Genomic DNA, 23,379 nt, shown 5'->3' with positions numbered 1-23,379 from the left:
CGAAAATCGTTGGAGCAAGACGATTTTCGATGCACTAAAAAGGCTGTAAAACTTATAACTTAGGCCTAAGTTTCGTGAAACTTCTCCTTGTTTGAACTAGCGGTATCACTGCTTGTTGCTCACTTTTGCGGTGTATATCCCGTTATCCCTTCCTGGTTATTTGAGCTGTTAAATAACACATCCTCGCCCCAAAAATAGACCAGCATCAACAAAAATAATTTCAATTCGATTAGCGTCAACAATTTATTTGTTACATAAATAATCTAGCGTCAACGATATTAAAATCGTCTAGCATCAACGATTTTAGTGGATTTGTGAAAAGTTACATGAAAAGTGACAGGGTTGGAGGGTTTATAGTCCAGCATCAACAATATTCAATCATGTTGACTTTGCTGCGATCAAATCGGATTGGATAAAGTAACAATTTATTAGGGGGGTTGTGCGTTAAAAACTCTCAAAAGCTTCGTTACCTGTTGTGGTCATGTGACTATTAATGAAAGAAAATGAATCATAACTGAGGGTAGCACCATGACAGGTATCATAGTTCGCGAAGAGAAAGTCGAGCGCATCCAACGCTTCAACTCCCTACAGAGCGGTCAATACTGGCGCGCAAAGCAGGATATCCCAGAAGAGGCAATCCTGGGCGATGAGGTACTTCTCATTGAGTCTCTACGCTGGGTCGAAAACCAGCTGCATACTGTTATTCTGCGGGCCCATCCGAAGCATTACGACCAATACGCTACCTTTGTAAGTGTTGATAAAGATGGTGTTTCCCGAAGTGTAAAGCGTACCGTCAAAGAGCACCGCTTCCTGTTTAACGACTTTGTTGAGCGCTTTGAATTCGCAGATGATGCAAAAGAGATCCGTGATGCAGAAGTTGCTGCCTGCCAAAAGCGTGTTACCGAACTGACTAATGCGCTTTCTCATGCTCTCGCCAGTCCAGAGTCGATGAAGTCTATAGTGACTCAACGTATCGAGCAGCAAGCAGCTGCGAAAGGGGAAAGTGCCAGCACAATGCCAGCAATCAGTAATAATGCAGTGCGCCTGGCTACTGGGTCTCTGGGGGAGGCACTTGCATCGGGTATTACTGAGAATGATATTAAAAGCATGCAGGACGCTGCAAAACAAAACCTCCAGATAGCAACCATTCAATCGGAATGGATCCAAGAACGGAACAAGGAAATTACTGCGGCCGTGCAGGCGGTAGTGCCATATTTTTCTGAAATGGCAGCGGCGCAGTTGGCGACCACGGAAGATGCACGGACCCAAGTTGATAAGCTAATGGATGGCATTCAGTCGCTGGACCTCTATATTGGCAAAGATGTCAATGTGAAGGTGATCCGCAAGGGAGCGTCTGCACCGGCCGACGAGCCGCTGACTTTTGTCCAGCAAAAGTTAATGGTCGATGAAGAACTGGCGATCCATTACGATCTCAATGACTGGTTTGACTTCAGCGATATTGGCAAATTCTTTGACGCGCTCTGTAAAAATGACGCCCTGGTAAACCAGATATTTCCTTCACCGCGTTGCGTTTTAGTAATGGCTTCAACCCGTCGTTACATTGACTATAAGGATCGCTTGGAAAATATCATCAACAATGCTGAAAATGCCAAAGTCTTCCTGATGGTGCGTGATGGTGAAAATCTATATCGCATCGTCTCACCTGTCGAATCACACCTGGGTGCCAATATGCTGTTCCCGTCTCAGGATGAACAAGAACGGTTGTTCAGAGGTATCGACGGGGAGCAAATCAAATTTCAGGATGTGGCGTACTCCGACCGCCTGAAGTCTCATGAACGCATGGCTCTTCATTATAAACGTTTTCTGATCATGTGCTGTGGTCTGGACCATCGTGAAAAGCTGTTTGGTGATTTCTACGACCAGACTTCCGGTGTGAATTTCGTATCAATGAAATTCCAGGAGCAGTATTGCCGTTTCATTCATGATGCCGATGGAACCAGCTTGTTAAGCAATCCCGAAGCAAGCAAGCGCATGTCTCTGAACAGCTACATTGAATGGGCAAACAGCCATATGCGGAGCGGTTCGCGTGTTATGTGCCAATGGCATTCATTGGTGAATCCGACAACCGCACCAGGAGCTGCTAAAGAGAATGACGACCGCTCATACGGCTCGTACAGCTTCACCGTTGATTTTAAGGATGAACGTAACGTTGCCGTGGCTTTTATTAAAGACGGCTTATTAACGGTAAAAGCACCGGTCAAGAAAACCAGCTATTCACGTCGGGGAAATACCACCCGTGAATATAACGTGAACGTGTGTATTGAAAAGTATAATAAACAATGGGATGAAGGCTGTGAACGGTTGCCATACTTGTGTCTGGATGCAGTAACGGCAGAAGATTTGGAATATTACATTTATTCCCGCTCGGTACGCTCTAACCACTCGTATTACATTGCATTGTTTAAATCGCTGGCGAAATACCTGCGCGAAGAACGACGGTCTGAACAAAAATATCGTGACTTACTTAATGCAGCGCTGGTGGCCGGGCGGGTCGGTGAGTTAACCGAACATGACAGCATCATTGATAAAACGGTACTAGCCTGGCGTGCAGCCAACCGTGGCGCGCCGCTCTCGGATGCGATGGGCGATAAAAAACAGTGGGAAAGTTTACTGAACATGATGGACATGATCGCCTGCCGTGGCATGCATTTACTGCCGAAGGTGATCGATTTCGCATGCGAAAACCAGGCGCAGCCACTACGTTTGATTGTTAACGCTAGTGGTAAATTATCCCTATACATAGCCCCTCGTCCAGATGAGCGTGATGACCGCTTGGAGCCACATATCTGGGTTCAGCGGGTTAACTTTAACTTGACCAAAACAGGCATCAAAGAAGTGTCACGCTCCTGGGTAACGTTGATCGCCTCAAATGTGGCAGAAACCACCCTCTACGAATGGCCGGAAGCGGAAGAGTGGAAAAATCTAACCGCTGCATTCGGGAGCTACGAAGAAAAACAAGAAGCGTTCCAGTTCGTCGAAGAAGGCGCTGTCGAGATACATCGCCTAAACCCAGCAAATCAACGCCGCTTGGCGGAAATGGCGCATTTGTGGAAAGAGGCCTACGTTGAGATGAACTACAACCGAGCGACAGGCGGGGAAGTACAGCGACCCGCGTTGATGTTCCCGATCGGTATTCGAATCGCTAAAGACGGCTATGCTGGAGTGAAATGGGAATTCGTATACCTGGGCTCGCTGAGCAAAGCGGCTCATTGCATTTACCAGCGACTGGAAAATGAAAGCACCAAGGATAAGTTGGCAGAAATGTACGCGTCTCCTTACCGGTACCCTGAAGGACGGAAGCAGGAGCTGGGCACTCAGTTAGCTGATATTTGGCTTTTTGCAACAAAAGAAATGCCGGATATAAATATGTTCAGTGCGAATAAAGATCTGGATTACGGCGGGCTGGACTATGACATCCATGTCAACTTAGTCGGCGAAATCAGCAGCTTCGATGCACGCTGGCGTTATGCTGAAGCATATGCAGAACAACCGCAACATGGCATTAAAGCGTTATGGTTGGCGAATTCGCTACGTGACGAAAATGGGAAACCCATGATGGATGCGCTGATCGGCAATAGCGCGCTTGAGCTTGACGACCCGGTCGATGTCATTGAGGTGGTATTACCTCAATGTTATGACGATGAGGCCAAAGCTAAGGTTGCTAAGACCAAAGCACCATTCGGTTTATCACACTGGTTTGATATTTGCCCAGTTGGTTTTGATGAGACTCGCTGCCTTGAAGGGTTGATCGCACCGAAAAGAACATTTACCCGCATGACGTTTGCTAATAAGGAATTGGCGATGCGATACATCATCGCGCGGAATCCTGATGTCAGAAAATACAAGGACGATTTTCACAGTGGTTTTGGCAATGACAACGAGCCGAAGCTGCCAGAAGGCGTCGTGCGCTGGAAATCGCGTTATTAATATCCGATATGAATAGGTTTATCAGCCGCCCCTGGCGGGGCAAAACTTGGAGGGGAACATGTCTCAAGAGTACAGCCCGATCCCACGCAATGTGATGTTCACGGAGTTCCTTCAATTATTGGAGGAAGATGGCTTGCCCGAAAATCACTTGGCAACGGTCCGTAAAATATTCGCGGAGATCACCCAAAAGGTCAATGAGTTCGGGCCAGAGCGTGGAGCGCTGTTGGCACTGGCAGAGGCTCACTCTCCGTTTTATCGAGAGTTAAGTGATGAAAAGGACTTTATTGGCGGGGTGCTGAATATGCCGATTTTCTTTCACGGTTAAATGTGACGTATAGCTCAAAAAATAAAACCGCTTCGGCGGTTTTTTTATGTGCAAATTACACCCTTATTCTTCGGAAATAAATGATAGATAAAGGTTTGAGACCAACTATTGGGAATGGAACTACTTTTTTTGTCCTGATATAAAAAAAAGATACCGTACAAGAAAACTGGTACTGAGACAAAAAACATGTACAATGCAATTAACTTTGTACATTATTAGGTGGCTTATATATGAAAAAAAGCTATGGTGGCATTTTAGAAACTGCTCAACGAGCTGATATTATGTTGAACGGTTTAAGCACTCAAATCGAGCAACAGCGGCTCGAGTTTAATCAAACCGGTTATTACCAAACATTCACTAAAAACGCCGTAGCTAAGCTGCCTATGCTTAATAAACGGGCTGTAGATTCTGCGGTCGCTGAGATGGAAGAAAGTGGGTACGAGTTTAATAAACGCCAGACAGGAAGAACGTCGCAATATGCGCTAACCCTACAAAACGTTATTGATATCTACAAACATCGCGGAGTAGAAACTTACAGAGAAAAGCGTGAGGGCGGATTCGCGATATTTGTTATCAACCTTAAAGGTGGAGTATCAAAAACTGTTAGTACGGTTACTCTCGCTCATGGGATGAGAGCTCACCCATCTCTTATTCAGTACGATTTACGGATCCTTGTTATAGACCTCGATCCCCAAGCGTCGAGCACGATGTTTCTTAGCCATCAAAATAGTATCGGCTCAGTAGCCGAAACGGCGGCGCAGGCCATGCTTAACAATCTAAGCAGAGAACAATTAATTGAGCAGTTTGTTAAGCCAACTGTTATGCCTGGTGTTGATGTTATCCCTGCTTCTATTGATGATGCCTTTGTGGCGAGTGAATGGGGGTCTTTAGTGGAACAATATTTGCCAGGTACTTCGCCAAGTGAGGTATTGCGCAAAAACATCGTAGAGCGTCTGAAAGATGACTATGATTTTATCTTGATCGATACCGGTCCTCATCTAGATGCATTTATGCTAAATGGCATAGCAGCCAGTGATCTGCTTTTAACTCCGACACCTCCAGCTCAGGTAGACTTTCATTCAACAATGAAATACCTGACAAGACTGCCAGAAATGGTAGAAAGAATTGAAAATGAAGGTATTGATCTGAAGTTGCTCGGCAATATTGGTTTTATGTCAAAAATGGGCACAAAACAGGATCACCAGACTTCTCATAGCTTTGCAAGGGAGGTTTATGCCGGTTCGATGCTTGATGCATCATTATCACGCCTTGATGGATTTGAACGATGTGGTGAATCGTTCGATACAGTTATCAGCGCAAACCCCGCTTCATATCCAGGGAGTGCTGACGCACTCAGAAAGGCAAAAGGGCAGGCCGATGAGTTTGCGCGCGCAGTGTTTGACAGAATTGAGTATTTAAGGAGTTCTAAGTGAGCGGATCAGCATTCAAACCAGTCCAAAAAATTGGTCGCCAAATGGGGAGTTCCCCGATAACTACGATGCTTGAATCAGGCATAAACCAGAGCAAGGTGTTTACGCTCGCATCTGGTCTGAAAGTAACTTTTTCAAGACAAATCATTCCAGCGGCTGAAATAGAATCACGTACCTTTGTCGATGCAAAAATCAATGGCCGGGATCAGGACACGCTAACTGAAGAGTCCGTTAAAGATATTGTCAGAACCATTGTTTTACAGCAGTTTTTCCCAGCTATCGGCAGAGTGGTTGGTGATCGAATTGAAATTCTGGATGGCTCTCGCCGTCGCGCTGCCTGCTTATTTGCCAACGTGGATTTTGAAGTGTTGGTGGCATCAGAGACTATCAGTGTTGATGATGCACGGCAACTCGCAGCTGATATTCAAACTGCAAAAGAACATAATCTGCGTGAGCTTGGTCTCCGTTTTCAAGTCATGCATGACCAAGGCATGAGCAAATCTGAGATTGCAAAAGCGGAAGGTATTTCGAATGCCAAAGTTACGCGAGCTTTTCAGGCGGCCGCTGTCCCTAGTGTTATGGTGTCGTTATTCCCTGTCGTGTCAGAACTGACTTTGCCAGATTACAAATTTTTGCTGGATTTTTCTGAAGAGGTGAAAGCTAAAGATGCTGATCTGGAAGAAATCACCCTTGAAATAATGGATAAAATAGACGGAGATGATGAGATCGTTTCAATGTCTCCGGAAGAAGTTAAAGCCAGAATTATGCTTTATTTCAGGGATGCACAGATAAGCCGGAAACCGCCATCAGCGGTAAGCCCGGTTGTTACCACTGAATTATTTAAAGGTTCAGATCGACGGATTTATGCACGTCGTAAAGTAAACCCGAAAAATCGAACGTTTTCTTATGAATTCTCTCGTATAGATAAAGAAGTTCAAGAGAAAATAGATGAAGCCATCCAAGCAATTCTTGCATCAGAACAAAAATAATATGAAGTAATGTTAGCGACCAGGAAACTGGTCGTTAACCATATCAGACAGACGTGTTTTTCTTGTAGTAGAGAATGTAGCCAGAAAATATCAGGTTGCCATTTGATATTTCAGTTTCAAAACATTCTTTTAATTCATTAGGGGAGTTGAATCCGTACTGGTTTAAACTATTATCTGAAATGCTTTTTAACCGCCAATAGTCAAATCCATTTATCTCTCCATGCTCACCAAAGTCAAAATCTACAACGCCTGATTTTAAATGCACGGCACAGCCGTAACCGTGTTTGAAATACTTCACCCCTCCATTTAATACACCTTTGATAGGGAGAGCATTGCATGCCCATTCGTTGTTAGACTTAGGTAACGCGATCCCTGAGAGTTTCATTAATTCAATGGCTTCAGAAATGCGTTTTAGGTAATCGTTGATGAGGTTACGAAGACGAGTATCCATATTATTTGCTTTGTTATTAATTTTAATCTCAACATTAACGACACTCGCCAAGATGTCAAGTAAGGGGAGGCTCGTGATTTGGTGTTTAAAAATTTCTTTAGCGGTTGTCAGCGGGGGACAATGTCCTGGTCAACTACAGCCTTTAAGTGAGGAAATATGATCACCTTGTTCACAATAGTAGCCTCAACGCCTGGTGGGGCATTGCTTTTCATTGTTCTCGGCATTCCCTGTTCCGCGATAGTCTGGTTGACCGTGGATGGAATTAAAGCAAAGATCGCAAAAATTGCTCTTTGCTCATTCGCGGGGTTCCTCCTGTTGTTCGAGGTGACCAATGTTGCGATGAAAACGCAGCAATCAGTGGCCGTTTCCATCGTGAAACGGGTGCCGTTACCTGCTTTTCCTATTGCGGACTCAGAGGCAAGCCACCTGAAGTCTGAGTATCTTCAGGCCATTGCAACCGCGTCGTTATTCGGTGAGGCGATGCCAACCCGGCGGATGATGGATGTTCAGTCCAGGGCAGAAGTGCTGGTCCAAGAGCAGAATGAAAAACTGATCCGGGTTATCAACGGGAAAGGTTAAGTCCCTCCATTTTGAAACGCTCACTTCGGTGGGCGTTTTTTTTACCTGAAGCAAAATCAACCACGAAAGAAATAATTCAAAATAATATAGTTTTCACTATTCGTCAGCGATTGGGGTCATGCTTTACTTATTACATAGAAACCAACAAGGCAAAACGAAATGAACGACGTGAAAACAGTAAAGATATTGAGAGATAACGCCTTCTGTCACGCAGCGTGGATGGATTTTAAAACCATCTTAAGCGAGTCGCCTTTTGGTGTTTTCCTGGAGTTTGTAGATCCGCGCAATGGAAAGTTGGTTCAGCAATTGTTTCCGTTCTGGTGCAAGCCTCAGAAAACGTATAAGCCGATGGGTAACGTGTTCATGACCCAGTGGCAGGGATTAACACTGACAATCCCGTCAGACGTCGATTGGTGGGTTAAGGCTCAATCCAACGGCATTGGAATGCGTCGTATCGACCAAAGAGTCCAGTTTCTAAAGCACGGGGAATATGTGGAGGTAAATTTGAGAGTCGAAATGGCAACTATCATCCGCATAAACCCTGAGTTTTCACCCGAGTTCGACGCTGCCACACATGCTTAGCGTCCGATCATGAAGTGGGCTTCCCAAACCCACGATACCCCTTAATGCCCATCTCCCTCGATGGGCATTTTTTATTATAAAAATCATTGGGTAATCCCTTCGTCAGTGGTGCGGCTCATGCTTAAATAATTAGGTAAACAAAATGAACAAGAAGAGGAAACCACAATGATCGCATTAGTAAATGCAAACGAAAAACGCGCTAAAAACCATTTAGCTTCAGCAATCCGTTTCAACGGCTCAGTAGTGACTGTCCGTGAGTGGATTGACGCGCTGATCGCACAAGGCTACAAACCGAATGCCAAGGCTGTTCTGAAGGGCAAAGAAGCCAGCCGTATGCAGATGCACCGTTGGGACAATAGCCAGCAAACTGAGCATATGAAGAAGCGTGCGCAAGCCGGTACTAAAATCGAATACACGATGTTTCACGATGGAAGCGGCAGTTTCTACGACGTAAAAAAGTTTGCGTATGACTATGCGGTGTCGCAGATAGGTATGCAAAGCGCTGAGCCAGAAGACCGCTGCTTCATTGTTTTTGCTATCCCGCAGTTACGTAGAGGGCCAGAATACCAACGCTGTGTGGCCGCGTACAAGCCTGAACTCGCCGAAAGTGAACAGCGCGTTCTTAGCATGCTACGTTGCGACTTCCCTCCAGCTCGGATCTTGTGGTTCGGCGTGGCGAAAACCCAAGAGCAAGCTTTGGCAATGGCTAAGGAAGCCGTGGCCTGACGAGTAGCCACCACAAATAGCTTTAAGAGTCTGCGCCAAATGGCGTGGGCTTTTTTGTCTGCAAAGTGTCGGAGTTTAACGTGGATTAAAAAAAACATCTTTTTTAAAATCATTGGCTGTATTCTGCTGAGGAAATTAGATGATGAAATCCGTGTTAATGTTCATGCTGTACCTGCCTGTTTTTGCCTTTGCCAAACCGCTATTTATCGGTGACAGCCTGACCTATAGCCTTGCCACCAGCGCCAAAAAACATCTGCCAGTTGAAGGCATTTACAAAGAGAGTACAGGCCTTACCGATCGCAGTGCGGTGAAGTGGAATGAATACGTTCAAACGATATCTTTCCAGGACTACGAGACTGTGGTGATCTCACTTGGTGCCAATGATGGGATAGGTGAAAGCCAAATCGTGGGGTATCGCCATAAAGCAACTCAGTTCATTCGTCGAATTCAGCAAGACAACCCCTCAGCCTCTGTTGTTTGGGTGCTGCCTCCTGCAATGAAAAATACGGTAATGGAAAATGCCCTGAAGTATACCCGAGAGGCTATCCGGCAGGCTGCTGAAGAAACGAGGATCTCGCTGTTCGACCCCAAGGTAGCCTTGGGGGAAGGATATGCAAGGGAAATCCGAGGCGTTCAGGTACGAACTGAGGACGGTATCCATTACACCCACAAAGGTAGTGACCTGATTATACGCGCTCTGATGGGGCAGTAATCTTTTATTTCAAATGAAAAAGGTCAGTATGCGGCAGCTCCCTTGCTGCTAGAACTGTCATACATTATAAATGTGTCTGAAGAGGATAATTTTTTTGTTCCCTCTAAATCGATTTGTATCGTCATCTCAGTAAATAGTCGGTGATGTAGACAATCATAGCCAGCCCAGCAGTTTTGTTTTTTTTCTTCTTCGGTTGAGTATTTTTGGGTGTAATAATCATAAGCCGTACCTATTGTGTTAGGCTGGTTGAACGGGAATTGTCTTCCCGAATTACGGTCAAAAGGAATAGTTAATTCCCCTAGGTTTATGTGCGTCAATTTGTAGCCAATAAGTTCAGGAATTGGAATTGAGAATGTTGTTTCGTTAGGGGATTTAAATGGTGGGTCAACTACACTTATCAAACGAACACCATTGATAAGGCTTGCTTTTTCATACCAGAACATCACTTCAACATTTTTCGTCAAATCACTATTTTGGTTTGCCCATATCTTGTCATTCGATGTAATTATTAAGGTTCCATAAGAGGGATATTGTTGTAGTTCACTGAGTTTTACGTGCTCAAACTTGTATTTTAAATCGTCAAAAAAATCAGTGTAGGGTTGGCTCCGAAACTCTCTGTTGTATTTCGCTGTTATACAAATATGAGCCACTAATAACGCAATTAAAAAAATGAAAATGCCTTTTTGTGTTTTTGTTGGATTCTTTTTGGGATTCACTTTAATTCCTTTTCCAGTGAGATTGTTCTAAAGTTAAATAAAATTTACCTTTAGAAGGTAAAAGATCAAGCCTTTTTTAGAAGCAAATATTTTGAGTAGGCAGCTGCTTTGAGTATCAGTCAGTCTTCCCCCCCTTTGCCAGAACTTCGCCTATGAGATGATTATCACATCAAGCCAACAGGGTTTAATGGGGATGTCCTATGGGTGCCAATCGCAGAAATAAATTCGGAGTCAGCCGTCGCTTTGCTGTCCGTTATGACCGGGCAAATGATCCGGAGTACATGGCTTTGGTTGAGCGGTACCAGACAACCAAAATAAATAGCCAATCGGGCAAGGCGGGTGATGACGACCACAAGGAAAGCGTTCGCGCGCTGCATTATTACCACGGAAAAATTGCCGTGGGATCCTTCCGCTAATACCATATTCAGCGGCCGATATTGTTTCTCAAAATAACCTCTTTTTTATTATTCGTCAGCGGCTTAGGTCGTGTTTTACTGGTTTGGTAAACAAAACAACGATACCAATAAAAAGAGGTTTTTTTATGTCAACAACTTCAACATGTACTCAGTGCTATTTCGTGACCTACAAGCGTGATGCGCAAATTCCTTGGGTTATCAGTGAAGAGCGCAAACAAAAGACCATCAGCGCCGATAAACGCAGCATGACCTTTGGTCTGAATCGTACTGATGGCGTAAGTGAAGCAGGTAAGTTCTTGCGTCGGTTTAAGCCGCAACATCCCTACATTCAGCAATTAGATGCACTGTTGGCATCCGAATCACCGAATGAGCAGGAACTGACGGAATTGCGTGACGCTATCAACGCGATGGAGTGGACGCCGGAAGAGCTTCTGGCTGAGCTCGTGGAAGACGGTGCCGATTCAATTGTCATGAACAGCGTTTTTTACCGTGAGAACGGATTCTTTCATACCGAAGTTTCTGCGGCAGTCAGCCTTCCTGATGGGATTGAACCGATGGAATTAAGTGGTGAAACGGTGGTTAAGCAGATTTACGACGAAAAAAACGTCCAATTTATGTATTAGTCATTAGCCGTTCGGTCTGATTGCAGGCCGAACAATTATCGCAACGAGGAAACCCGTTATGAACCAGCTGAAAATTGACAAACAGAAACAGCAATACATCTTCACTCAAGGCAGTGGTGTTTTCCCTATCGGAATTGCCCTGCTGGCAAAGCGTGCAAAAGCTGTGGCGCAGTGGATGGGTGTTGCCGAACCGAAGAGTAAAGCAGGTTCTTTCGAGCATTACACCGAGTGTATGGCGATGATGGAAAAAGGCCATCAGCACGCCAAACGCACCGGTTTGCAGTGCAATGGTAACCTGAGTCCTCAGCTGGTGGGCTACGAAGGTGCGCGGGTATCCGTTGTCGATAATGCTGGGTATACCCGTAGTTTCTGGGTGGCGCGTACTTTGGGATGGATGCCAAGCCATCTTGAAGTTGATCGCCTACCTGCAATTTTCGGGCGGGACAGCAACGAAGACGACGTGCTGGCAGATGAAACCTATCAATCTGTCGAGGTGATCGGGTAACAAAACTCAGGCCATCAGCGTGGGGCTGGTGGCTAATTTCAATAGCAAAGGTTGGGGTAAGAAATGCAAGTATCAAACGACGTCCTCGCAGTTCTGTCAGAAGCACGAGTAGAAGGCAATAAACTCTTCCTGGAAGGTCAACTAGATCGCCGCCTGTACACCAACACCAACAAGGTGCTGGAAGCCGCTGGCGGGAAGTGGAACCGTAAAGAAAAAGCCCATATTTTTGACGGCAGTGCGGAAGGTCGTATCGACGACATCATCCTGAGCGGATCGGTTGTGGTGCCGAAAGACGACTTCAACTTTTTCCCGACGCCGGAAAAAATTATCAATACGATGGTCGCCAGCGCCAATATTCAGGACGGGGATCGCGTTCTGGAGCCGTCCTGCGGAGATGGTCGCATCGTCAAAGCGGTGGCTAAAGCGGCAAAAAACCTCAATATTGTCGCCGTTGAACTGGATGAAAAGCGTGTCCAGCAACTGAACAATGATCCTGAAATCATGGCTCTGGTAAACCCTGAATTGACGGGCACAAGCCTTGAACTGGTCAATGCTGATTTTCTCAGCCTTGAAATGGATGAGAAATTCGATGTCATCATCATGAACCCGCCTTTCAAAAATAAGGCTGATATCAAGCACACGAACCGGGCATTGGATCTGCTGCTGTCTGGCGGGATGTATACGCAAGGCGGTCGCCTGCGGGGCATCCTGTCAGCTGGCGTGCTGTTCCGAGAAGATGCCCTGACCAAGGCCTTCCGTGAACGGGTGAAGCTGCTCGGGGGCTCATTCACTGAGCTGGAGGACAAGGCCTTCAAAGAGTCCGGTACGCTGGTGAAAACTGTTCTGCTGGAAATCGACTTTTAACCACCAACACCAAAACCGCCTACGGGCGGTTTTTTCGTCAGTAGCGTTAGCGGAGCGATACTGGAAAGATCCCAAATCCGGGAAAACGTCCATCCAGAATAGGGTGCTGAAATAGCACAGGGGGAGAGATGAAGCCACAAAATATCATCAGCGTTAAACCGAATTCAACCGTCTTTGGTGACCAGGGGAGTTGGGTCAACGAGCACTTACTGGAGGTGCTGATTAATCGCGGCATGTTCAGTTCGGCATTGGAGCGGTTTCGCCAGGGCGGTAAGGGCGTAGTGTCTGTTCCCGTGCATATCAGTATCAGACTGTTTGGGATCAGCGTGGCGGGTGCCCACATGCTCATTACGCCATATGGTCTAGTGTGCAAATTCGACGATAAGGAATTTGGCGAGAGCTACTCATTCGACGTGGGCGGTGATGCACGCAAGCTGTGGAAAAGCGTCTGCCATATTGGCTGACAAAATCTGGTGAAAGGGGGTTGTCATGCTGGCATTACTGATCGGTACTTTAACGTTAATGACATTGTCTTTGTTGGTGCTGTGCGGGCTGTATGCAAAGTACCAGTATCACGAAACGCACAAGCAGCCAGGGCTACGCAGTCCCGCAGTGGTGTGCCTATCACTGGCGGTTAAATATGTTGGTCTTATAGGCTTGATATTGACCGTGTCAGCGGCATCCCAGAGTTCGTTACAGATCCCGCTCACTGGATGGTTTGTGTTGGTAGTCTTCGTGCTGCATGCGGGTCTTGGTGCGGTCTGTACTATTCAGCACAACCGGCAGTTAATTCGGTAAGATTGTTTACTGAATCAAAAAAGAAACCCGCGCATATCGCGGGTTTTTTAATGAGCGGGCTCGACTGTCACCGTTTGGCCTATGAACCTATGAAAATGGTGGCAGGGATATTGAAACGCGCAGACAGTTTTTTGATGTGCTCCAGTGTTAATCCGCGTTCACCTTTGAGAATGCGACTGACATATGAGCGCGAACCGAGCTCTTCTTGAAAGTCTGTCGTATTAAGGTGGTATTGATCCATCAGCGTTCTCAATGCTGCTACACCGCTATCGCTGTTTGCTAACCGTTCGTTAAATTCAGCAAATTCTGGCGCGGTTTTTTCATACGCATCAATCTTCGCACAAATCATGTCGATAAGCGGGTTGTCTGGGTCGTTTTCGACGAGGTGCTCAACCAACTGAACTGCTTGTTCATAATCCGTGCGTGAGTGACTGTCTCCCAGTAACGGCACGAGGTTTATCAGGTTTTGTGCTGCGTTTACGGCATCTTGAAACATCATGCTTTTGTTCTCCGGTAATGATCAGTTAACTTATCGTATTCAGCGTGGGTTGTTATATGTTTCACGAATATTTTTCCCCGGTCAAAGTCGGCAAAAAACATCATTCTTAAGGTATTGCCACTGATATCTATAACCCACCATTTCTCTCTATATTTCATCCGATCAAGGCTGGGGAAAACCTTTTTAAGCTCATCAGGCGTCTGATAACTATCGCGCTTCAGTGTTCGATATACGTCAGATAGTGCCTGAGCACTGTTTGGAAATCGCTTGGATGCCTGGTCAAAAGGGTCTCTTGATATTACGTGCATTGCATCTCTCGTGTTTCCTATTTGTCAACATTTTAACATCTAAACTATTGGTTGCCAATATGGCAACTAATAAATTAATTATTCTGCTATCTACTCTTCGTCAGCGGCTGAGGTCGTGTTTCAATAAAGAGGTAAACAAAACGACAAATACCAATAAAAAGAGGTTTCCTATGTACTGCACAGTCAAAGAACTTATCGCTCATCTCTCTACAAAAAACCAACATGCCGTTGTGCTGACGAAGCTGTGGGATACGGAAGATATTCACCAGGTCTTGTCTGACAGAGGTAGGGAGCCTATCTCCGAATATGAGGCGCACAAAGCACTCCAGCTGGTGGATCGTACTCACGACGCAGAAATTGGTATCTCATCGGAAACGCTGCTATGTGCGGTTGAGTCGTCAGCCGATATTACTGCTGAGCAATATGCACAAACCTGTGTGTGTTTCACGGTGCCGCGCGAGCTGTATTCCGTTTGCAACGAAGTGACGCTCCCTGCGGGGTTAATCACAGTCGAGTTTGATGCGTTTGAACTGCGTTCACTGGTGGCGACATCCAAACTCACCATCGTACAGAAGCATGAGCTCAGCGGCTTCATCAAGTCTGTTTCTGATAACTGTGATACGCCAGTACATCACTGGAGTGTTTACGCTGAAAGCCGCAACGGTAAATGCGTCATCTGTTTGCAGGACAATTTCCAGACCAAAGAATATCGTTGGGTCGAAAAGAGTCTGTCATAAATCGTTAATGTAAGGCGCGTTGTGATGTGATGAAAAAGAAATCGCATCACGACATTAAAATCATGCTAAAACCGCTGAGGATCGCTTTGAGGGGTCGTCTCAGAAAACGGAAAATAAAGCACGCTAAGCCGGTGGCAGCGGTCGCAATGGCCTAAACTTCCCCGCACCGACCTTGGCGCTGCTGCGCCATAGGTAATCGCCGGTCAGGTTGATGTGCTCCCACCCCAGCGGCGACAGATATTGCAACAATGTGTCGTCCAGCGCCGTGCCGTTGCCACGCAAAGCACTGGTGGCACGCTCCAGATATACCGTGTTCCACAACACGATGGCCGCCGTCACCAGATTGAGGCCGCTGGCCCGGTAGCGCTGCTGCTCAAAACTGCGGTCGCGGATTTCACCCAATCGGTAGAAGAAGACCGCCCTGGCCAGCGCGTTGCGCGCCTCGCCCTTATTCAGCCCCGCATGGACGCGGCGGCGCAGCTCCACGCTTTGCAGCCAATCCAAAATGAACAGCGTGCGCTCGATGCGCCCCAGCTCGCGCAACGCCACGGCCAAGCCGTTCTGGCGCGGGTAGCTGCCGAGTTTGCGCAGCATCAGCGAAGCCGTTACCGTGCCTTGCTTGATGGAGGTGGCCAGCCGCAGAATTTCATCCCAATGGGCGCGTATTTGCTTGATGTTCAGCCTGTCGCTGCTAATCATCGGCTTGAGCGCGTCATAGGCGGCATCGCCCTTGGGGATGAATAGCTTGGTTTCGCCCAAGTCACGGATACGCGGCGCGAAGCGAAATCCCAGCAAATGCATCAAGCCAAACACGTGATCGGTGAAGCCTGCCGTGTCGGTGTAGTGTTCCTCGATGCGCAAGTCCGACTCGTGGTACAGCAGGCCATCAAGCACGTAAGTTGAATCACGAATGCCCACGTTGACCACCTTGGCACTGAAGGGCGCGTACTGGTCGGAGATATGGGTGTAGAAAGTCCGTCCTGGACTGCTTCCATACTTCGGGTTGATATGACCAGTGCTTTCTGCTTTGCTGCCGGTTCTGAAGTTCTGGCCGTCCGACGATGACGTGGTGCCGTCACCCCAGTTGCCGGCGAAGGGTTGCCGAAACTGCGCATTCACCAGCTCGGCCAGCGCCGTCGAATAGGTTTCATCGCGGATGTGCCAGGCTTGCAGCCAAGACAGCTTGGCGTAGGTGGTGCCAGGGCAGGACTCGGCCATTTTGGTCAGACCCAGGTTGATCGCGTCGGCCAGGATCGTCGTCAACAGCAAGGTTTTGTCCTTGGCCGTGTCGCTGGTCTTCAGGTGTGTGAAGTGGCGGGTGAAGCCCGTCCATTCATCGACCTCCATCAGCAACTCGGTGATTTTGAGGTGCGGCAGCAGCATAGCTGTCTGGTCGATCATGGCTTGCGCGGCGTCTGGTACTGCCGCGTCCAGCGGCGTGATCTTCAGGCCTGACGCGGTGGTGATGATGGCATCCGGTAAGTCGTTGGCCGCAGCCATGCGGTTGACTGTGGCGAGTTGCGCCTCCAACAATTCCAACCGGTCATGCAGGTATTGGTCGCAGTCGGTGGCCACTGCCAGCGGCAATTCGCTGGCCAGCTTCAAAGTGGCGAACTTCTCGACCGGCACCAGGTATTCGTCGAAGTCCTTGAACTGGCGAGAACCCTGCACCCAGACATCACCGGAGCGCAGCGCGTTCTTCAGCTCCGACAGGGCGCATAACTCGTAGTAACGCCGGTCGATGCCGTCGTCGGTCAGAACCAGCTTTGCCCAGCGCGGCTTGATGAATGCGGTTGGCGCATCGGCGGGCACCTTGCGCGCGCTGTCGCTGTTCATGCCGCGCAGCATGTCGATGGCATCGAGCACACCCTTGGCGGCGGGCGCAGCCCGCAATTTGAGCACGCCCAGGAACTGCGGCGCGTAGCGGCGTAGCGTGGCATAGCTTTCACCGATGTGGTGCAGGAAATCAAAGTCGGCAGGCCGCGCCAATGTTTGCGCTTCGGTGACGCTGGCGGCGAAGGTGTCCCAGGGCATAACGGCCTCGATGGCGGCGAACGGATCGCTGCCGCTTTGCTTGGCCTCAATCAACGCTTGACCGATGCGCCCATACATCCGCACCTTGTCGTTGATCGCCTTGCCGGAAGCCTGGAACTGCTGCTGATGCTTGTTCTTGGCCGCGTTGAACAGCTTGCCGATGATGCGATCGTGAAGGTCGATGATTTCATCGGTGACGGTGGCCATGCCTTCGATGGCCAGCGCTACCAGCGTGGCATAGCGTCGTTGCACCTCGAACTTTGCCAGATCAGCAGGCGTCATCTGGCCACCTTCACGAGCGATTTTGAGCAGGCGGTTCTGGTGAACCTGCCGCTCGATGCCTGCGGGCAGATCAAGTGCTTGCCAGGATTTCAGGCGCTCAATATGTTCGAGCATGTGGCGAGAGTTCGGTTTGGCAGGCGACTGGCGCAGCCATGCCAGCCACGTCACTTTACTGCCGTCCTTGCGCTTGAGAAGTTCGTCCAGGCGCTGACGGTGGGGTGATAACAAAGAATCGGTCAGCGCCGCGTAAATGCGTCGGTTGGCACGGGTGATGGCCTCGGCGCTTGCGCGCTCGATGGCATTCATGGCGGGCAGGATAATGCTCTGCCGCCGCAGATTCTCGACAAGTGCGCTCGCCAGCACGATGCCTTTGTCGGTCTGCAAGGCCAGCTCGGTCAATGTATGCACGGCTTGCCGATAGTGGCTCATGGTGAAGGGCTTGAACCCAAAAACCGTTTGCAGCTCGACCAAGTGCTCCCGCCGTGTCTGTTCGCGCTGGCCGTACTCGCTCCAACTTTCCACTGGCATCTTGAGTTGCGCGGCCACCATGCGCAACAGGGGCGGAAACGGAGGCTCATCGACGCCCAAAAAGGTGCCAGGGAATCGCAAGTAGCAAAGCTGCACAGCGAAGCCCAATCGATTCGCGGCGCCGCGACGCTGACGGATCACCGACAGGTCGGTTTCGTTGAACGTGTAGTGCCGTATCAGTTCGTCTTTGGCATCTGGCAGTGCCAGCAGGCTTTCGCGCTCGGTGGCGGACAGGATTGAGCGGCGTGGCATGGTCAGTCTTCCCGCAGGTACTGGTACAAGGTTTCGCGGCTGATGCCGAAGTCACGGGCCACCAAGGTTTTTTGGTCGCCTGCCGCAACTCGCCGTTTCAACTCGGCAATTTGTTCGCTGTTCAGCGATTTCTTTCGTCCCCGGTAGGCACCGCGCTGCTTGGCCAGCACGATTCCCTCGCGCTGACGTTCGCGGATCAGGGCGCGCTCGAACTCAGCGAAGGCTCCCATGACCGACAGCATCAGATTGGCCATCGGTGAGTCCTCGCCGGTGAACTTCAGCCCTTCTTTGACGAACTCCATGCGCACGCCCCGTTGTGTCAGCCCTTGGACGATGCGGCGCAGGTCATCAAGGTTGCGTGCCAGCCTGTCCATGCTATGCACCACCACGGTGTCGCCCTCGCGGACGAAGGCCAGCAGCCTTTCCAGCTCGGGACGCTGGGTGTCCTTGCCAGAAGCCTTGTCGGTGAACACCCGCGCCACCTGAACACCCTCCAATTGCCGTTCCGGGTTCTGGTCGAAGCTGCTGACGCGGACATAGCCGATGCGTTGACCTTGCAAGATGCCTCCAAAGGCAAAAGTGTCAGGATGAAATCTATTACCTTTGACGGAATATGTCAATCAATAGGAAATTTAACTCTATTCTGACATCGTTTGCACATGGTGTCGTTTTCAGAAGACGGCTGCACTGAACGTCAGAAGCCGACTGCACTATAGCAGCGGAGGGGTTGGATCCATCAGGCAACGACGGGCTGCTGCCGGCCATCAGCGGACGCAGGGAGGACTTTCCGCAACCGGCCGTTCGATGCGGCACCGATGGCCTTCGCGCAGGGGTAGTGAATCCGCCAGGATTGACTTGCGCTGCCCTACCTCTCACTAGTGAGGGGCGGCAGCGCATCAAGCGGTGAGCGCACTCCGGCACCGCCAACTTTCAGCACATGCGTGTAAATCATCGTCGTAGAGACGTCGGAATGGCCGAGCAGATCCTGCACGGTTCGAATGTCGTAACCGCTGCGGAGCAAGGCCGTCGCGAACGAGTGGCGGAGGGTGTGCGGTGTGGCGGGCTTCGTGATGCCTGCTTGTTCTACGGCACGTTTGAAGGCGCGCTGAAAGGTCTGGTCATACATGTGATGGCGACGCACGACACCGCTCCGTGGATCGGTCGAATGCGTGTGCTGCGCAAAAACCCAGAACCACGGCCAGGAATGCCCGGCGCGCGGATACTTCCGCTCAAGGGCGTCGGGAAGCGCAACGCCGCTGCGGCCCTCGGCCTGGTCCTTCAGCCACCATGCCCGTGCACGCGACAGCTGCTCGCGCAGGCTGGGTGCCAAGCTCTCGGGTAACATCAAGGCCCGATCCTTGGAGCCCTTGCCCTCCCGCACGATGATCGTGCCGTGATCGAAATCCAGATCCTTGACCCGCAGTTGCAAACCCTCACTGATCCGCATGCCCGTTCCATACAGAAGCTGGGCGAACAAACGATGCTCGCCTTCCAGAAAACCGAGGATGCGAACCACTTCATCCGGGGTCAGCACCACCGGCAAGCGCCGCGACGGCCGAGGTCTTCCGATCTCCTGAAGCCAGGGCAGATCCGTGCACAGCACCTTGCCGTAGAAGAACAGCAAGGCCGCCAATGCCTGACGATGCGTGGAGACCGAAACCTTGCGCTCGTTCGCCAGCCAGGACAGAAATGCCTCGACTTCGCTGCTGCCCAAGGTTGCCGGGTGACGCACACCGTGGAAACGGATGAAGGCACGAACCCAGTTGACATAAGCCTGTTCGGTTCGTAAACTGTAATGCAAGTAGCGTATGCGCTCACGCAACTGGTCCAGAACCTTGACCGAACGCAGCGGTGGTAACGGCGCAGTGGCGGTTTTCATGGCTTGTTATGACTGTTTTTTTGTACAGTCTATGCCTCGGGCATCCAAGCAGCAAGCGCGTTACGCCGTGGGTCGATGTTTGATGTTATGGAGCAGCAACGATGTTACGCAGCAGGGCAGTCGCCCTAAAACTAAAGTTAGGCCGCATGGACACAACGCAGGTCACATTGATACACAAAATTCTAGCTGCGGCAGATGAGCGAAATCTGCCGCTCTGGATCGGTGGGGGCTGGGCGATCGATGCACGGCTAGGGCGTGTAACACGCAAGCACGATGATATTGATCTGACGTTTCCCGGCGAGAGGCGCGGCGAGCTCGAGGCAATAGTTGAAATGCTCGGCGGGCGCGTCATGGAGGAGTTGGACTATGGATTCTTAGCGGAGATCGGGGATGAGTTACTTGACTGCGAACCTGCTTGGTGGGCAGACGAAGCGTATGAAATCGCGGAGGCTCCGCAGGGCTCGTGCCCAGAGGCGGCTGAGGGCGTCATCGCCGGGCGGCCAGTCCGTTGTAACAGCTGGGAGGCGATCATCTGGGATTACTTTTACTATGCCGATGAAGTACCACCAGTGGACTGGCCTACAAAGCACATAGAGTCCTACAGGCTCGCATGCACCTCACTCGGGGCGGAAAAGGTTGAGGTCTTGCGTGCCGCTTTCAGGTCGCGATATGCGGCCTAACAATTCGTCCAAGCCGACGCCGCTTCGCGGCGCGGCTTAACTCAGGTGTTAGACGGCAAGAAAAGGTTCCACGAACTCTGATGAAAAACTACTTTGACAGCCCTTTCAAAGGGGAGCTTCTTTCTGAGCAAGTGAAAAATCCAAACATCAAAGTAGGCCGTTATAGCTATTACTCTGGCTACTATCACGGCCACTCATTTGATGAATGCGCGCGATACTTGCATCCAGATCGTGATGACGTTGATAAATTGATCATTGGCAGCTTTTGTTCTATAGGAAGCGGGGCTTCCTTCATCATGGCTGGCAATCAGGGGCATCGGCATGACTGGGCATCATCCTTCCCCTTCTTCTATATGCAAGAGGAACCTGCTTTCTCAAGCGCACTCGATGCCTTCCAAAGAGCAGGTGATACCGCCATTGGCAATGATGTCTGGATAGGCTCGGAGGCAATGATTATGCCCGGAATCAAAATTGGAGACGGTGCCGTGATAGGTAGTCGCTCGTTGGTGACAAAAGATGTAGTGCCTTATGCCATCATCGGAGGAAGTCCCGCAAAGCAAATTAAGAAGCGCTTCTCCGATGAGGAAATCTCATTGCTCATGGAGATGGAGTGGTGGAACTGGCCACTGGATAAAATTAAGACAGCAATGCCTCTGCTGTGCTCGTCAAATATTTTTGGTCTGCATAAGTATTGGCGCGAGTTTGTCGTCTAACAATTCATTCAAGCCGACGCCGCTTCGCGGCACGGCTTAATTCTGGCGTTAGCCACCAAGAAGGTGCCATGAAAACATTTGCCGCATATGTAATTATCGCGTGTCTTTCGAGTACGGCATTAGCTGGTTCAATTACAGAAAATACGTCTTGGAACAAAGAGTTCTCTGCCGAAGCCGTCAATGGTGTCTTCGTGCTTTGTAAAAGTAGCAGTAAATCCTGCGCTACCAATGACTTAGCTCGTGCATCAAAGGAATATCTTCCAGCATCAACATTTAAGATCCCCAACGCAATTATCGGCCTAGAAACTGGTGTCATAAAGAATGAGCATCAGGTTTTCAAATGGGACGGAAAGCCAAGAGCCATGAAGCAATGGGAAAGAGACTTGACCTTAAGAGGGGCAATACAAGTTTCAGCTGTTCCCGTATTTCAACAAATCGCCAGAGAAGTTGGCGAAGTAAGAATGCAGAAATACCTTAAAAAATTTTCCTATGGCAACCAGAATATCAGTGGTGGCATTGACAAATTCTGGTTGGAAGGCCAGCTTAGAATTTCCGCAGTTAATCAAGTGGAGTTTCTAGAGTCTCTATATTTAAATAAATTGTCAGCATCTAAAGAAAACCAGCTAATAGTAAAAGAGGCTTTGGTAACGGAGGCGGCACCTGAATATCTAGTGCATTCAAAAACTGGTTTTTCTGGTGTGGGAACTGAGTCAAATCCTGGTGTCGCATGGTGGGTTGGGTGGGTTGAGAAGGAGACAGAGGTTTACTTTTTCGCCTTTAACATGGATATAGACAACGAAAGTAAGTTGCCGCTAAGAAAATCCATTCCCACCAAAATCATGGAAAGTGAGGGCATCATTGGTGGCTAAAACAAAGTTAAACATCATGAGGGAAGCGGTGATCGCCGAAGTATCGACTCAACTATCAGAGGTAGTTGGCGTCATCGAGCGCCATCTCGAACCGACGTTGCTGGCCGTACATTTGTACGGCTCCGCAGTGGATGGCGGCCTGAAGCCACACAGTGATATTGATTTGCTGGTTACGGTGACCGTAAGGCTTGATGAAACAACGCGGCGAGCTTTGATCAACGACCTTTTGGAAACTTCGGCTTCCCCTGGAGAGAGCGAGATTCTCCGCGCTGTAGAAGTCACCATTGTTGTGCACGACGACATCATTCCGTGGCGTTATCCAGCTAAGCGCGAACTGCAATTTGGAGAATGGCAGCGCAATGACATTCTTGCAGGTATCTTCGAGCCAGCCACGATCGACATTGATCTGGCTATCTTGCTGACAAAAGCAAGAGAACATAGCGTTGCCTTGGTAGGTCCAGCGGCGGAGGAACTCTTTGATCCGGTTCCTGAACAGGATCTATTTGAGGCGCTAAATGAAACCTTAACGCTATGGAACTCGCCGCCCGACTGGGCTGGCGATGAGCGAAATGTAGTGCTTACGTTGTCCCGCATTTGGTACAGCGCAGTAACCGGCAAAATCGCGCCGAAGGATGTCGCTGCCGACTGGGCAATGGAGCGCCTGCCGGCCCAGTATCAGCCCGTCATACTTGAAGCTAGACAGGCTTATCTTGGACAAGAAGAAGATCGCTTGGCCTCCCGCGCAGATCAGTTGGAAGAATTTGTTCACTACGTGAAAGGCGAGATCACCAAGGTAGTCGGCAAATAATGTCTAACAATTCGTTCAAGCCGACGCCGCTTCGCGGCGCGGCTTAACTCAAGCGTTAGATGCACTAAGCACATAATTGCTCACAGCCAAACTATCAGGTCAAGTCTGCTTTTATTATTTTTAAGC

General features: G+C 49.3%; 26 protein-coding genes. 19 read left to right on the top strand and 7 right to left on the bottom strand.

Annotation, left to right across the window (positions count from 1 at the left end; all coding sequences use genetic code 11):
* Positions 1-528 precede the first annotated feature (528 nt).
* The 4 genes from PSF28_RS22445 to PSF28_RS22430 all read left to right on the top strand — a co-directional run bounded on the left by PSF28_RS22445 (position 529) and on the right by PSF28_RS22430 (position 6,692).
* Positions 529-3,948: a hypothetical protein gene (locus PSF28_RS22445; protein ID WP_131680939.1), complete on the top strand. Its 3,420-nt coding sequence runs from the start codon at positions 529-531 to the stop codon at positions 3,946-3,948.
* A 58-nt stretch (positions 3,949-4,006) separates the two neighbouring features.
* Positions 4,007-4,273, top strand: coding sequence for a hypothetical protein (locus tag PSF28_RS22440; RefSeq protein WP_094963100.1), 267 nt, complete (start codon positions 4,007-4,009; stop codon positions 4,271-4,273).
* A gap of 230 nt (positions 4,274-4,503) precedes the next feature.
* Entirely contained in the window at positions 4,504-5,706 is a 1,203-nt protein-coding gene (locus PSF28_RS22435) for an AAA family ATPase (RefSeq protein WP_094963101.1), read from the top strand.
* A 41-nt stretch (positions 5,707-5,747) separates the two neighbouring features.
* Positions 5,748-6,692 carry a ParB family protein gene (locus PSF28_RS22430; RefSeq protein WP_094963125.1) on the top strand — a complete coding sequence of 315 codons (945 nt, stop codon included), beginning with the start codon at positions 5,748-5,750 and terminating at the stop codon, positions 6,690-6,692.
* Between the two features lie 43 nt (positions 6,693-6,735).
* Here PSF28_RS22430 and PSF28_RS22425 read toward each other — a convergent pair whose 3' ends face one another.
* The gene (locus PSF28_RS22425) at positions 6,736-7,143 is read right to left on the bottom strand and encodes a DUF6896 domain-containing protein (RefSeq protein WP_094963102.1); all 408 of its coding nucleotides are present in this window, start codon (positions 7,141-7,143) and stop codon (positions 6,736-6,738) included.
* Between the two features lie 156 nt (positions 7,144-7,299).
* Here PSF28_RS22425 and PSF28_RS22420 point away from each other — a divergent pair, with 156 nt between their 5' ends.
* The 4 genes from PSF28_RS22420 to PSF28_RS22405 all read left to right on the top strand — a co-directional run bounded on the left by PSF28_RS22420 (position 7,300) and on the right by PSF28_RS22405 (position 9,742).
* A complete protein-coding gene (locus tag PSF28_RS22420) occupies positions 7,300-7,722 on the top strand; it encodes a hypothetical protein (RefSeq protein ID WP_136135336.1) in 423 nt (140 codons plus the stop codon).
* Between the two features lie 159 nt (positions 7,723-7,881).
* Entirely contained in the window at positions 7,882-8,304 is a 423-nt protein-coding gene (locus PSF28_RS22415) for a hypothetical protein (RefSeq protein ID WP_136135335.1), read from the top strand.
* A gap of 165 nt (positions 8,305-8,469) precedes the next feature.
* Positions 8,470-9,030: a hypothetical protein gene (locus tag PSF28_RS22410; protein WP_131680257.1), complete on the top strand. Its 561-nt coding sequence runs from the start codon at positions 8,470-8,472 to the stop codon at positions 9,028-9,030.
* Positions 9,031-9,169: 139 nt separating this feature from the next.
* Positions 9,170-9,742, top strand: coding sequence for a DUF459 domain-containing protein (locus PSF28_RS22405; RefSeq protein ID WP_131680258.1), 573 nt, complete (start codon positions 9,170-9,172; stop codon positions 9,740-9,742).
* 23 nt (positions 9,743-9,765) lie between these two features.
* Here PSF28_RS22405 and PSF28_RS22400 read toward each other — a convergent pair whose 3' ends face one another.
* On the bottom strand, positions 9,766-10,458 hold the full coding sequence (locus PSF28_RS22400; protein ID WP_136135334.1) for a hypothetical protein: 693 nt from the start codon (positions 10,456-10,458) through the stop codon (positions 9,766-9,768).
* Between the two features lie 200 nt (positions 10,459-10,658).
* Here PSF28_RS22400 and PSF28_RS22395 point away from each other — a divergent pair, with 200 nt between their 5' ends.
* The 6 genes from PSF28_RS22395 (at position 10,659) to PSF28_RS22370 (ending at position 13,664) form a co-directional block, all read left to right on the top strand.
* On the top strand, positions 10,659-10,874 hold the full coding sequence (locus PSF28_RS22395; RefSeq protein WP_094963108.1) for a hypothetical protein: 216 nt from the start codon (positions 10,659-10,661) through the stop codon (positions 10,872-10,874).
* A 125-nt stretch (positions 10,875-10,999) separates the two neighbouring features.
* Positions 11,000-11,497, top strand: a complete 498-nt coding sequence (locus tag PSF28_RS22390; protein ID WP_094963109.1) for a hypothetical protein — start codon at positions 11,000-11,002, stop codon at positions 11,495-11,497.
* Between the two features lie 58 nt (positions 11,498-11,555).
* Positions 11,556-12,002 carry a hypothetical protein gene (locus PSF28_RS22385; RefSeq protein WP_131680261.1) on the top strand — a complete coding sequence of 149 codons (447 nt, stop codon included), beginning with the start codon at positions 11,556-11,558 and terminating at the stop codon, positions 12,000-12,002.
* A gap of 63 nt (positions 12,003-12,065) precedes the next feature.
* Positions 12,066-12,866 carry a methyltransferase gene (locus PSF28_RS22380; protein ID WP_131680262.1) on the top strand — a complete coding sequence of 267 codons (801 nt, stop codon included), beginning with the start codon at positions 12,066-12,068 and terminating at the stop codon, positions 12,864-12,866.
* Positions 12,867-12,994: 128 nt separating this feature from the next.
* Entirely contained in the window at positions 12,995-13,330 is a 336-nt protein-coding gene (locus PSF28_RS22375; protein WP_131680263.1) for a hypothetical protein, read from the top strand.
* A 25-nt stretch (positions 13,331-13,355) separates the two neighbouring features.
* Entirely contained in the window at positions 13,356-13,664 is a 309-nt protein-coding gene (locus PSF28_RS22370) for a hypothetical protein (protein WP_131680264.1), read from the top strand.
* A gap of 79 nt (positions 13,665-13,743) precedes the next feature.
* Here PSF28_RS22370 and PSF28_RS22365 read toward each other — a convergent pair whose 3' ends face one another.
* Both PSF28_RS22365 and PSF28_RS22360 read right to left on the bottom strand, forming a co-directional pair.
* The gene (locus PSF28_RS22365) at positions 13,744-14,163 is read right to left on the bottom strand and encodes a helix-turn-helix domain-containing protein (protein ID WP_094963114.1); all 420 of its coding nucleotides are present in this window, start codon (positions 14,161-14,163) and stop codon (positions 13,744-13,746) included.
* On the bottom strand, positions 14,160-14,471 hold the full coding sequence (locus tag PSF28_RS22360) for a type II toxin-antitoxin system HigB family toxin (RefSeq protein WP_131680265.1): 312 nt from the start codon (positions 14,469-14,471) through the stop codon (positions 14,160-14,162). Before PSF28_RS22360 ends, PSF28_RS22365 begins: the two co-directional genes overlap by 4 nt.
* 59 nt (positions 14,472-14,530) lie before the next feature.
* Here PSF28_RS22360 and PSF28_RS22355 point away from each other — a divergent pair, with 59 nt between their 5' ends.
* On the top strand, positions 14,531-15,208 hold the full coding sequence (locus tag PSF28_RS22355; protein ID WP_131680266.1) for a hypothetical protein: 678 nt from the start codon (positions 14,531-14,533) through the stop codon (positions 15,206-15,208).
* A gap of 123 nt (positions 15,209-15,331) precedes the next feature.
* On the opposite strand, the gene PSF28_RS22350 is transcribed toward PSF28_RS22355, so the two are convergent.
* The 3 genes from PSF28_RS22350 to intI1 form a co-directional block, all read right to left on the bottom strand.
* Positions 15,332-18,304: a Tn3 family transposase gene (locus PSF28_RS22350; RefSeq protein ID WP_001138073.1), complete on the bottom strand. Its 2,973-nt coding sequence runs from the start codon at positions 18,302-18,304 to the stop codon at positions 15,332-15,334.
* Positions 18,305-18,306: 2 nt separating this feature from the next.
* Entirely contained in the window at positions 18,307-18,864 is a 558-nt protein-coding gene (locus PSF28_RS22345; RefSeq protein ID WP_001162012.1) for a recombinase family protein, read from the bottom strand.
* A gap of 305 nt (positions 18,865-19,169) precedes the next feature.
* Positions 19,170-20,183, bottom strand: coding sequence for a class 1 integron integrase IntI1 (gene intI1 / locus PSF28_RS22340; protein WP_000845054.1), 1,014 nt, complete (start codon positions 20,181-20,183; stop codon positions 19,170-19,172).
* 146 nt (positions 20,184-20,329) lie between these two features.
* On the opposite strand from intI1, the gene aadB reads away from it, so the two are divergent.
* The 4 genes from aadB (at position 20,330) to aadA1 (ending at position 23,253) form a co-directional block, all read left to right on the top strand.
* Positions 20,330-20,863: an aminoglycoside nucleotidyltransferase ANT(2'')-Ia gene (gene aadB, locus PSF28_RS22335; protein WP_000381802.1), complete on the top strand. Its 534-nt coding sequence runs from the start codon at positions 20,330-20,332 to the stop codon at positions 20,861-20,863.
* Positions 20,864-20,943: 80 nt separating this feature from the next.
* Entirely contained in the window at positions 20,944-21,576 is a 633-nt protein-coding gene (locus tag PSF28_RS22330) for a type B-3 chloramphenicol O-acetyltransferase CatB8 (protein WP_048608591.1), read from the top strand.
* A gap of 68 nt (positions 21,577-21,644) precedes the next feature.
* On the top strand, positions 21,645-22,445 hold the full coding sequence (locus PSF28_RS22325) for an oxacillin-hydrolyzing class D beta-lactamase OXA-10 (protein WP_000846390.1): 801 nt from the start codon (positions 21,645-21,647) through the stop codon (positions 22,443-22,445).
* 16 nt (positions 22,446-22,461) lie between these two features.
* Complete coding sequence (gene aadA1, locus PSF28_RS22320) at positions 22,462-23,253, top strand: ANT(3'')-Ia family aminoglycoside nucleotidyltransferase AadA1 (RefSeq protein ID WP_001206316.1); 792 nt, start codon at positions 22,462-22,464, stop codon at positions 23,251-23,253.
* Positions 23,254-23,379 lie beyond the last annotated feature (126 nt).

It is taken from the genome of Providencia sp. PROV130 (genome assembly GCF_028482225.1).
In the GTDB taxonomy this organism is placed as follows: Bacteria; Pseudomonadota; Gammaproteobacteria; order Enterobacterales; family Enterobacteriaceae; genus Providencia; species Providencia rettgeri.
The sequence above is the reverse complement of the archived record's forward strand: the minus strand, read 5'-3'. Positions and strand labels throughout refer to the sequence as shown.

Excerpts from the sequence above, each read along its gene's own strand:
- PSF28_RS22445 (WP_131680939.1), top strand. The coding sequence starts at position 529 with ATGACAGGTATCATAGTTCGCGAAGAGAAAGTCGAGCGCATCCAACGC.
- PSF28_RS22440 (WP_094963100.1), top strand. The coding sequence starts at position 4,007 with ATGTCTCAAGAGTACAGCCCGATCCCACGCAATGTGATGTTCACGGAG.
- PSF28_RS22435 (WP_094963101.1), top strand. The coding sequence starts at position 4,504 with ATGAAAAAAAGCTATGGTGGCATTTTAGAAACTGCTCAACGAGCTGAT.
- PSF28_RS22430 (WP_094963125.1), top strand. The coding sequence starts at position 5,748 with ATGGGGAGTTCCCCGATAACTACGATGCTTGAATCAGGCATAAACCAG.
- PSF28_RS22425 (WP_094963102.1), bottom strand. The coding sequence starts at position 7,143 with ATGGATACTCGTCTTCGTAACCTCATCAACGATTACCTAAAACGCATT.
- PSF28_RS22420 (WP_136135336.1), top strand. The coding sequence starts at position 7,300 with ATGATCACCTTGTTCACAATAGTAGCCTCAACGCCTGGTGGGGCATTG.
- PSF28_RS22415 (WP_136135335.1), top strand. The coding sequence starts at position 7,882 with ATGAACGACGTGAAAACAGTAAAGATATTGAGAGATAACGCCTTCTGT.
- PSF28_RS22410 (WP_131680257.1), top strand. The coding sequence starts at position 8,470 with ATGATCGCATTAGTAAATGCAAACGAAAAACGCGCTAAAAACCATTTA.
- PSF28_RS22405 (WP_131680258.1), top strand. The coding sequence starts at position 9,170 with ATGATGAAATCCGTGTTAATGTTCATGCTGTACCTGCCTGTTTTTGCC.
- PSF28_RS22395 (WP_094963108.1), top strand. The coding sequence starts at position 10,659 with ATGGGTGCCAATCGCAGAAATAAATTCGGAGTCAGCCGTCGCTTTGCT.
- PSF28_RS22390 (WP_094963109.1), top strand. The coding sequence starts at position 11,000 with ATGTCAACAACTTCAACATGTACTCAGTGCTATTTCGTGACCTACAAG.
- PSF28_RS22385 (WP_131680261.1), top strand. The coding sequence starts at position 11,556 with ATGAACCAGCTGAAAATTGACAAACAGAAACAGCAATACATCTTCACT.
- PSF28_RS22380 (WP_131680262.1), top strand. The coding sequence starts at position 12,066 with ATGCAAGTATCAAACGACGTCCTCGCAGTTCTGTCAGAAGCACGAGTA.
- PSF28_RS22375 (WP_131680263.1), top strand. The coding sequence starts at position 12,995 with ATGAAGCCACAAAATATCATCAGCGTTAAACCGAATTCAACCGTCTTT.
- PSF28_RS22370 (WP_131680264.1), top strand. The coding sequence starts at position 13,356 with ATGCTGGCATTACTGATCGGTACTTTAACGTTAATGACATTGTCTTTG.
- PSF28_RS22365 (WP_094963114.1), bottom strand. The coding sequence starts at position 14,163 with ATGATGTTTCAAGATGCCGTAAACGCAGCACAAAACCTGATAAACCTC.
- PSF28_RS22360 (WP_131680265.1), bottom strand. The coding sequence starts at position 14,471 with ATGCACGTAATATCAAGAGACCCTTTTGACCAGGCATCCAAGCGATTT.
- PSF28_RS22355 (WP_131680266.1), top strand. The coding sequence starts at position 14,531 with ATGGCAACTAATAAATTAATTATTCTGCTATCTACTCTTCGTCAGCGG.
- PSF28_RS22350 (WP_001138073.1), bottom strand. The coding sequence starts at position 18,304 with ATGCCACGCCGCTCAATCCTGTCCGCCACCGAGCGCGAAAGCCTGCTG.
- intI1 (WP_000845054.1), bottom strand. The coding sequence starts at position 20,183 with ATGAAAACCGCCACTGCGCCGTTACCACCGCTGCGTTCGGTCAAGGTT.
- aadB (WP_000381802.1), top strand. The coding sequence starts at position 20,330 with ATGGACACAACGCAGGTCACATTGATACACAAAATTCTAGCTGCGGCA.
- PSF28_RS22330 (WP_048608591.1), top strand. The coding sequence starts at position 20,944 with ATGAAAAACTACTTTGACAGCCCTTTCAAAGGGGAGCTTCTTTCTGAG.
- PSF28_RS22325 (WP_000846390.1), top strand. The coding sequence starts at position 21,645 with ATGAAAACATTTGCCGCATATGTAATTATCGCGTGTCTTTCGAGTACG.
- aadA1 (WP_001206316.1), top strand. The coding sequence starts at position 22,462 with ATGAGGGAAGCGGTGATCGCCGAAGTATCGACTCAACTATCAGAGGTA.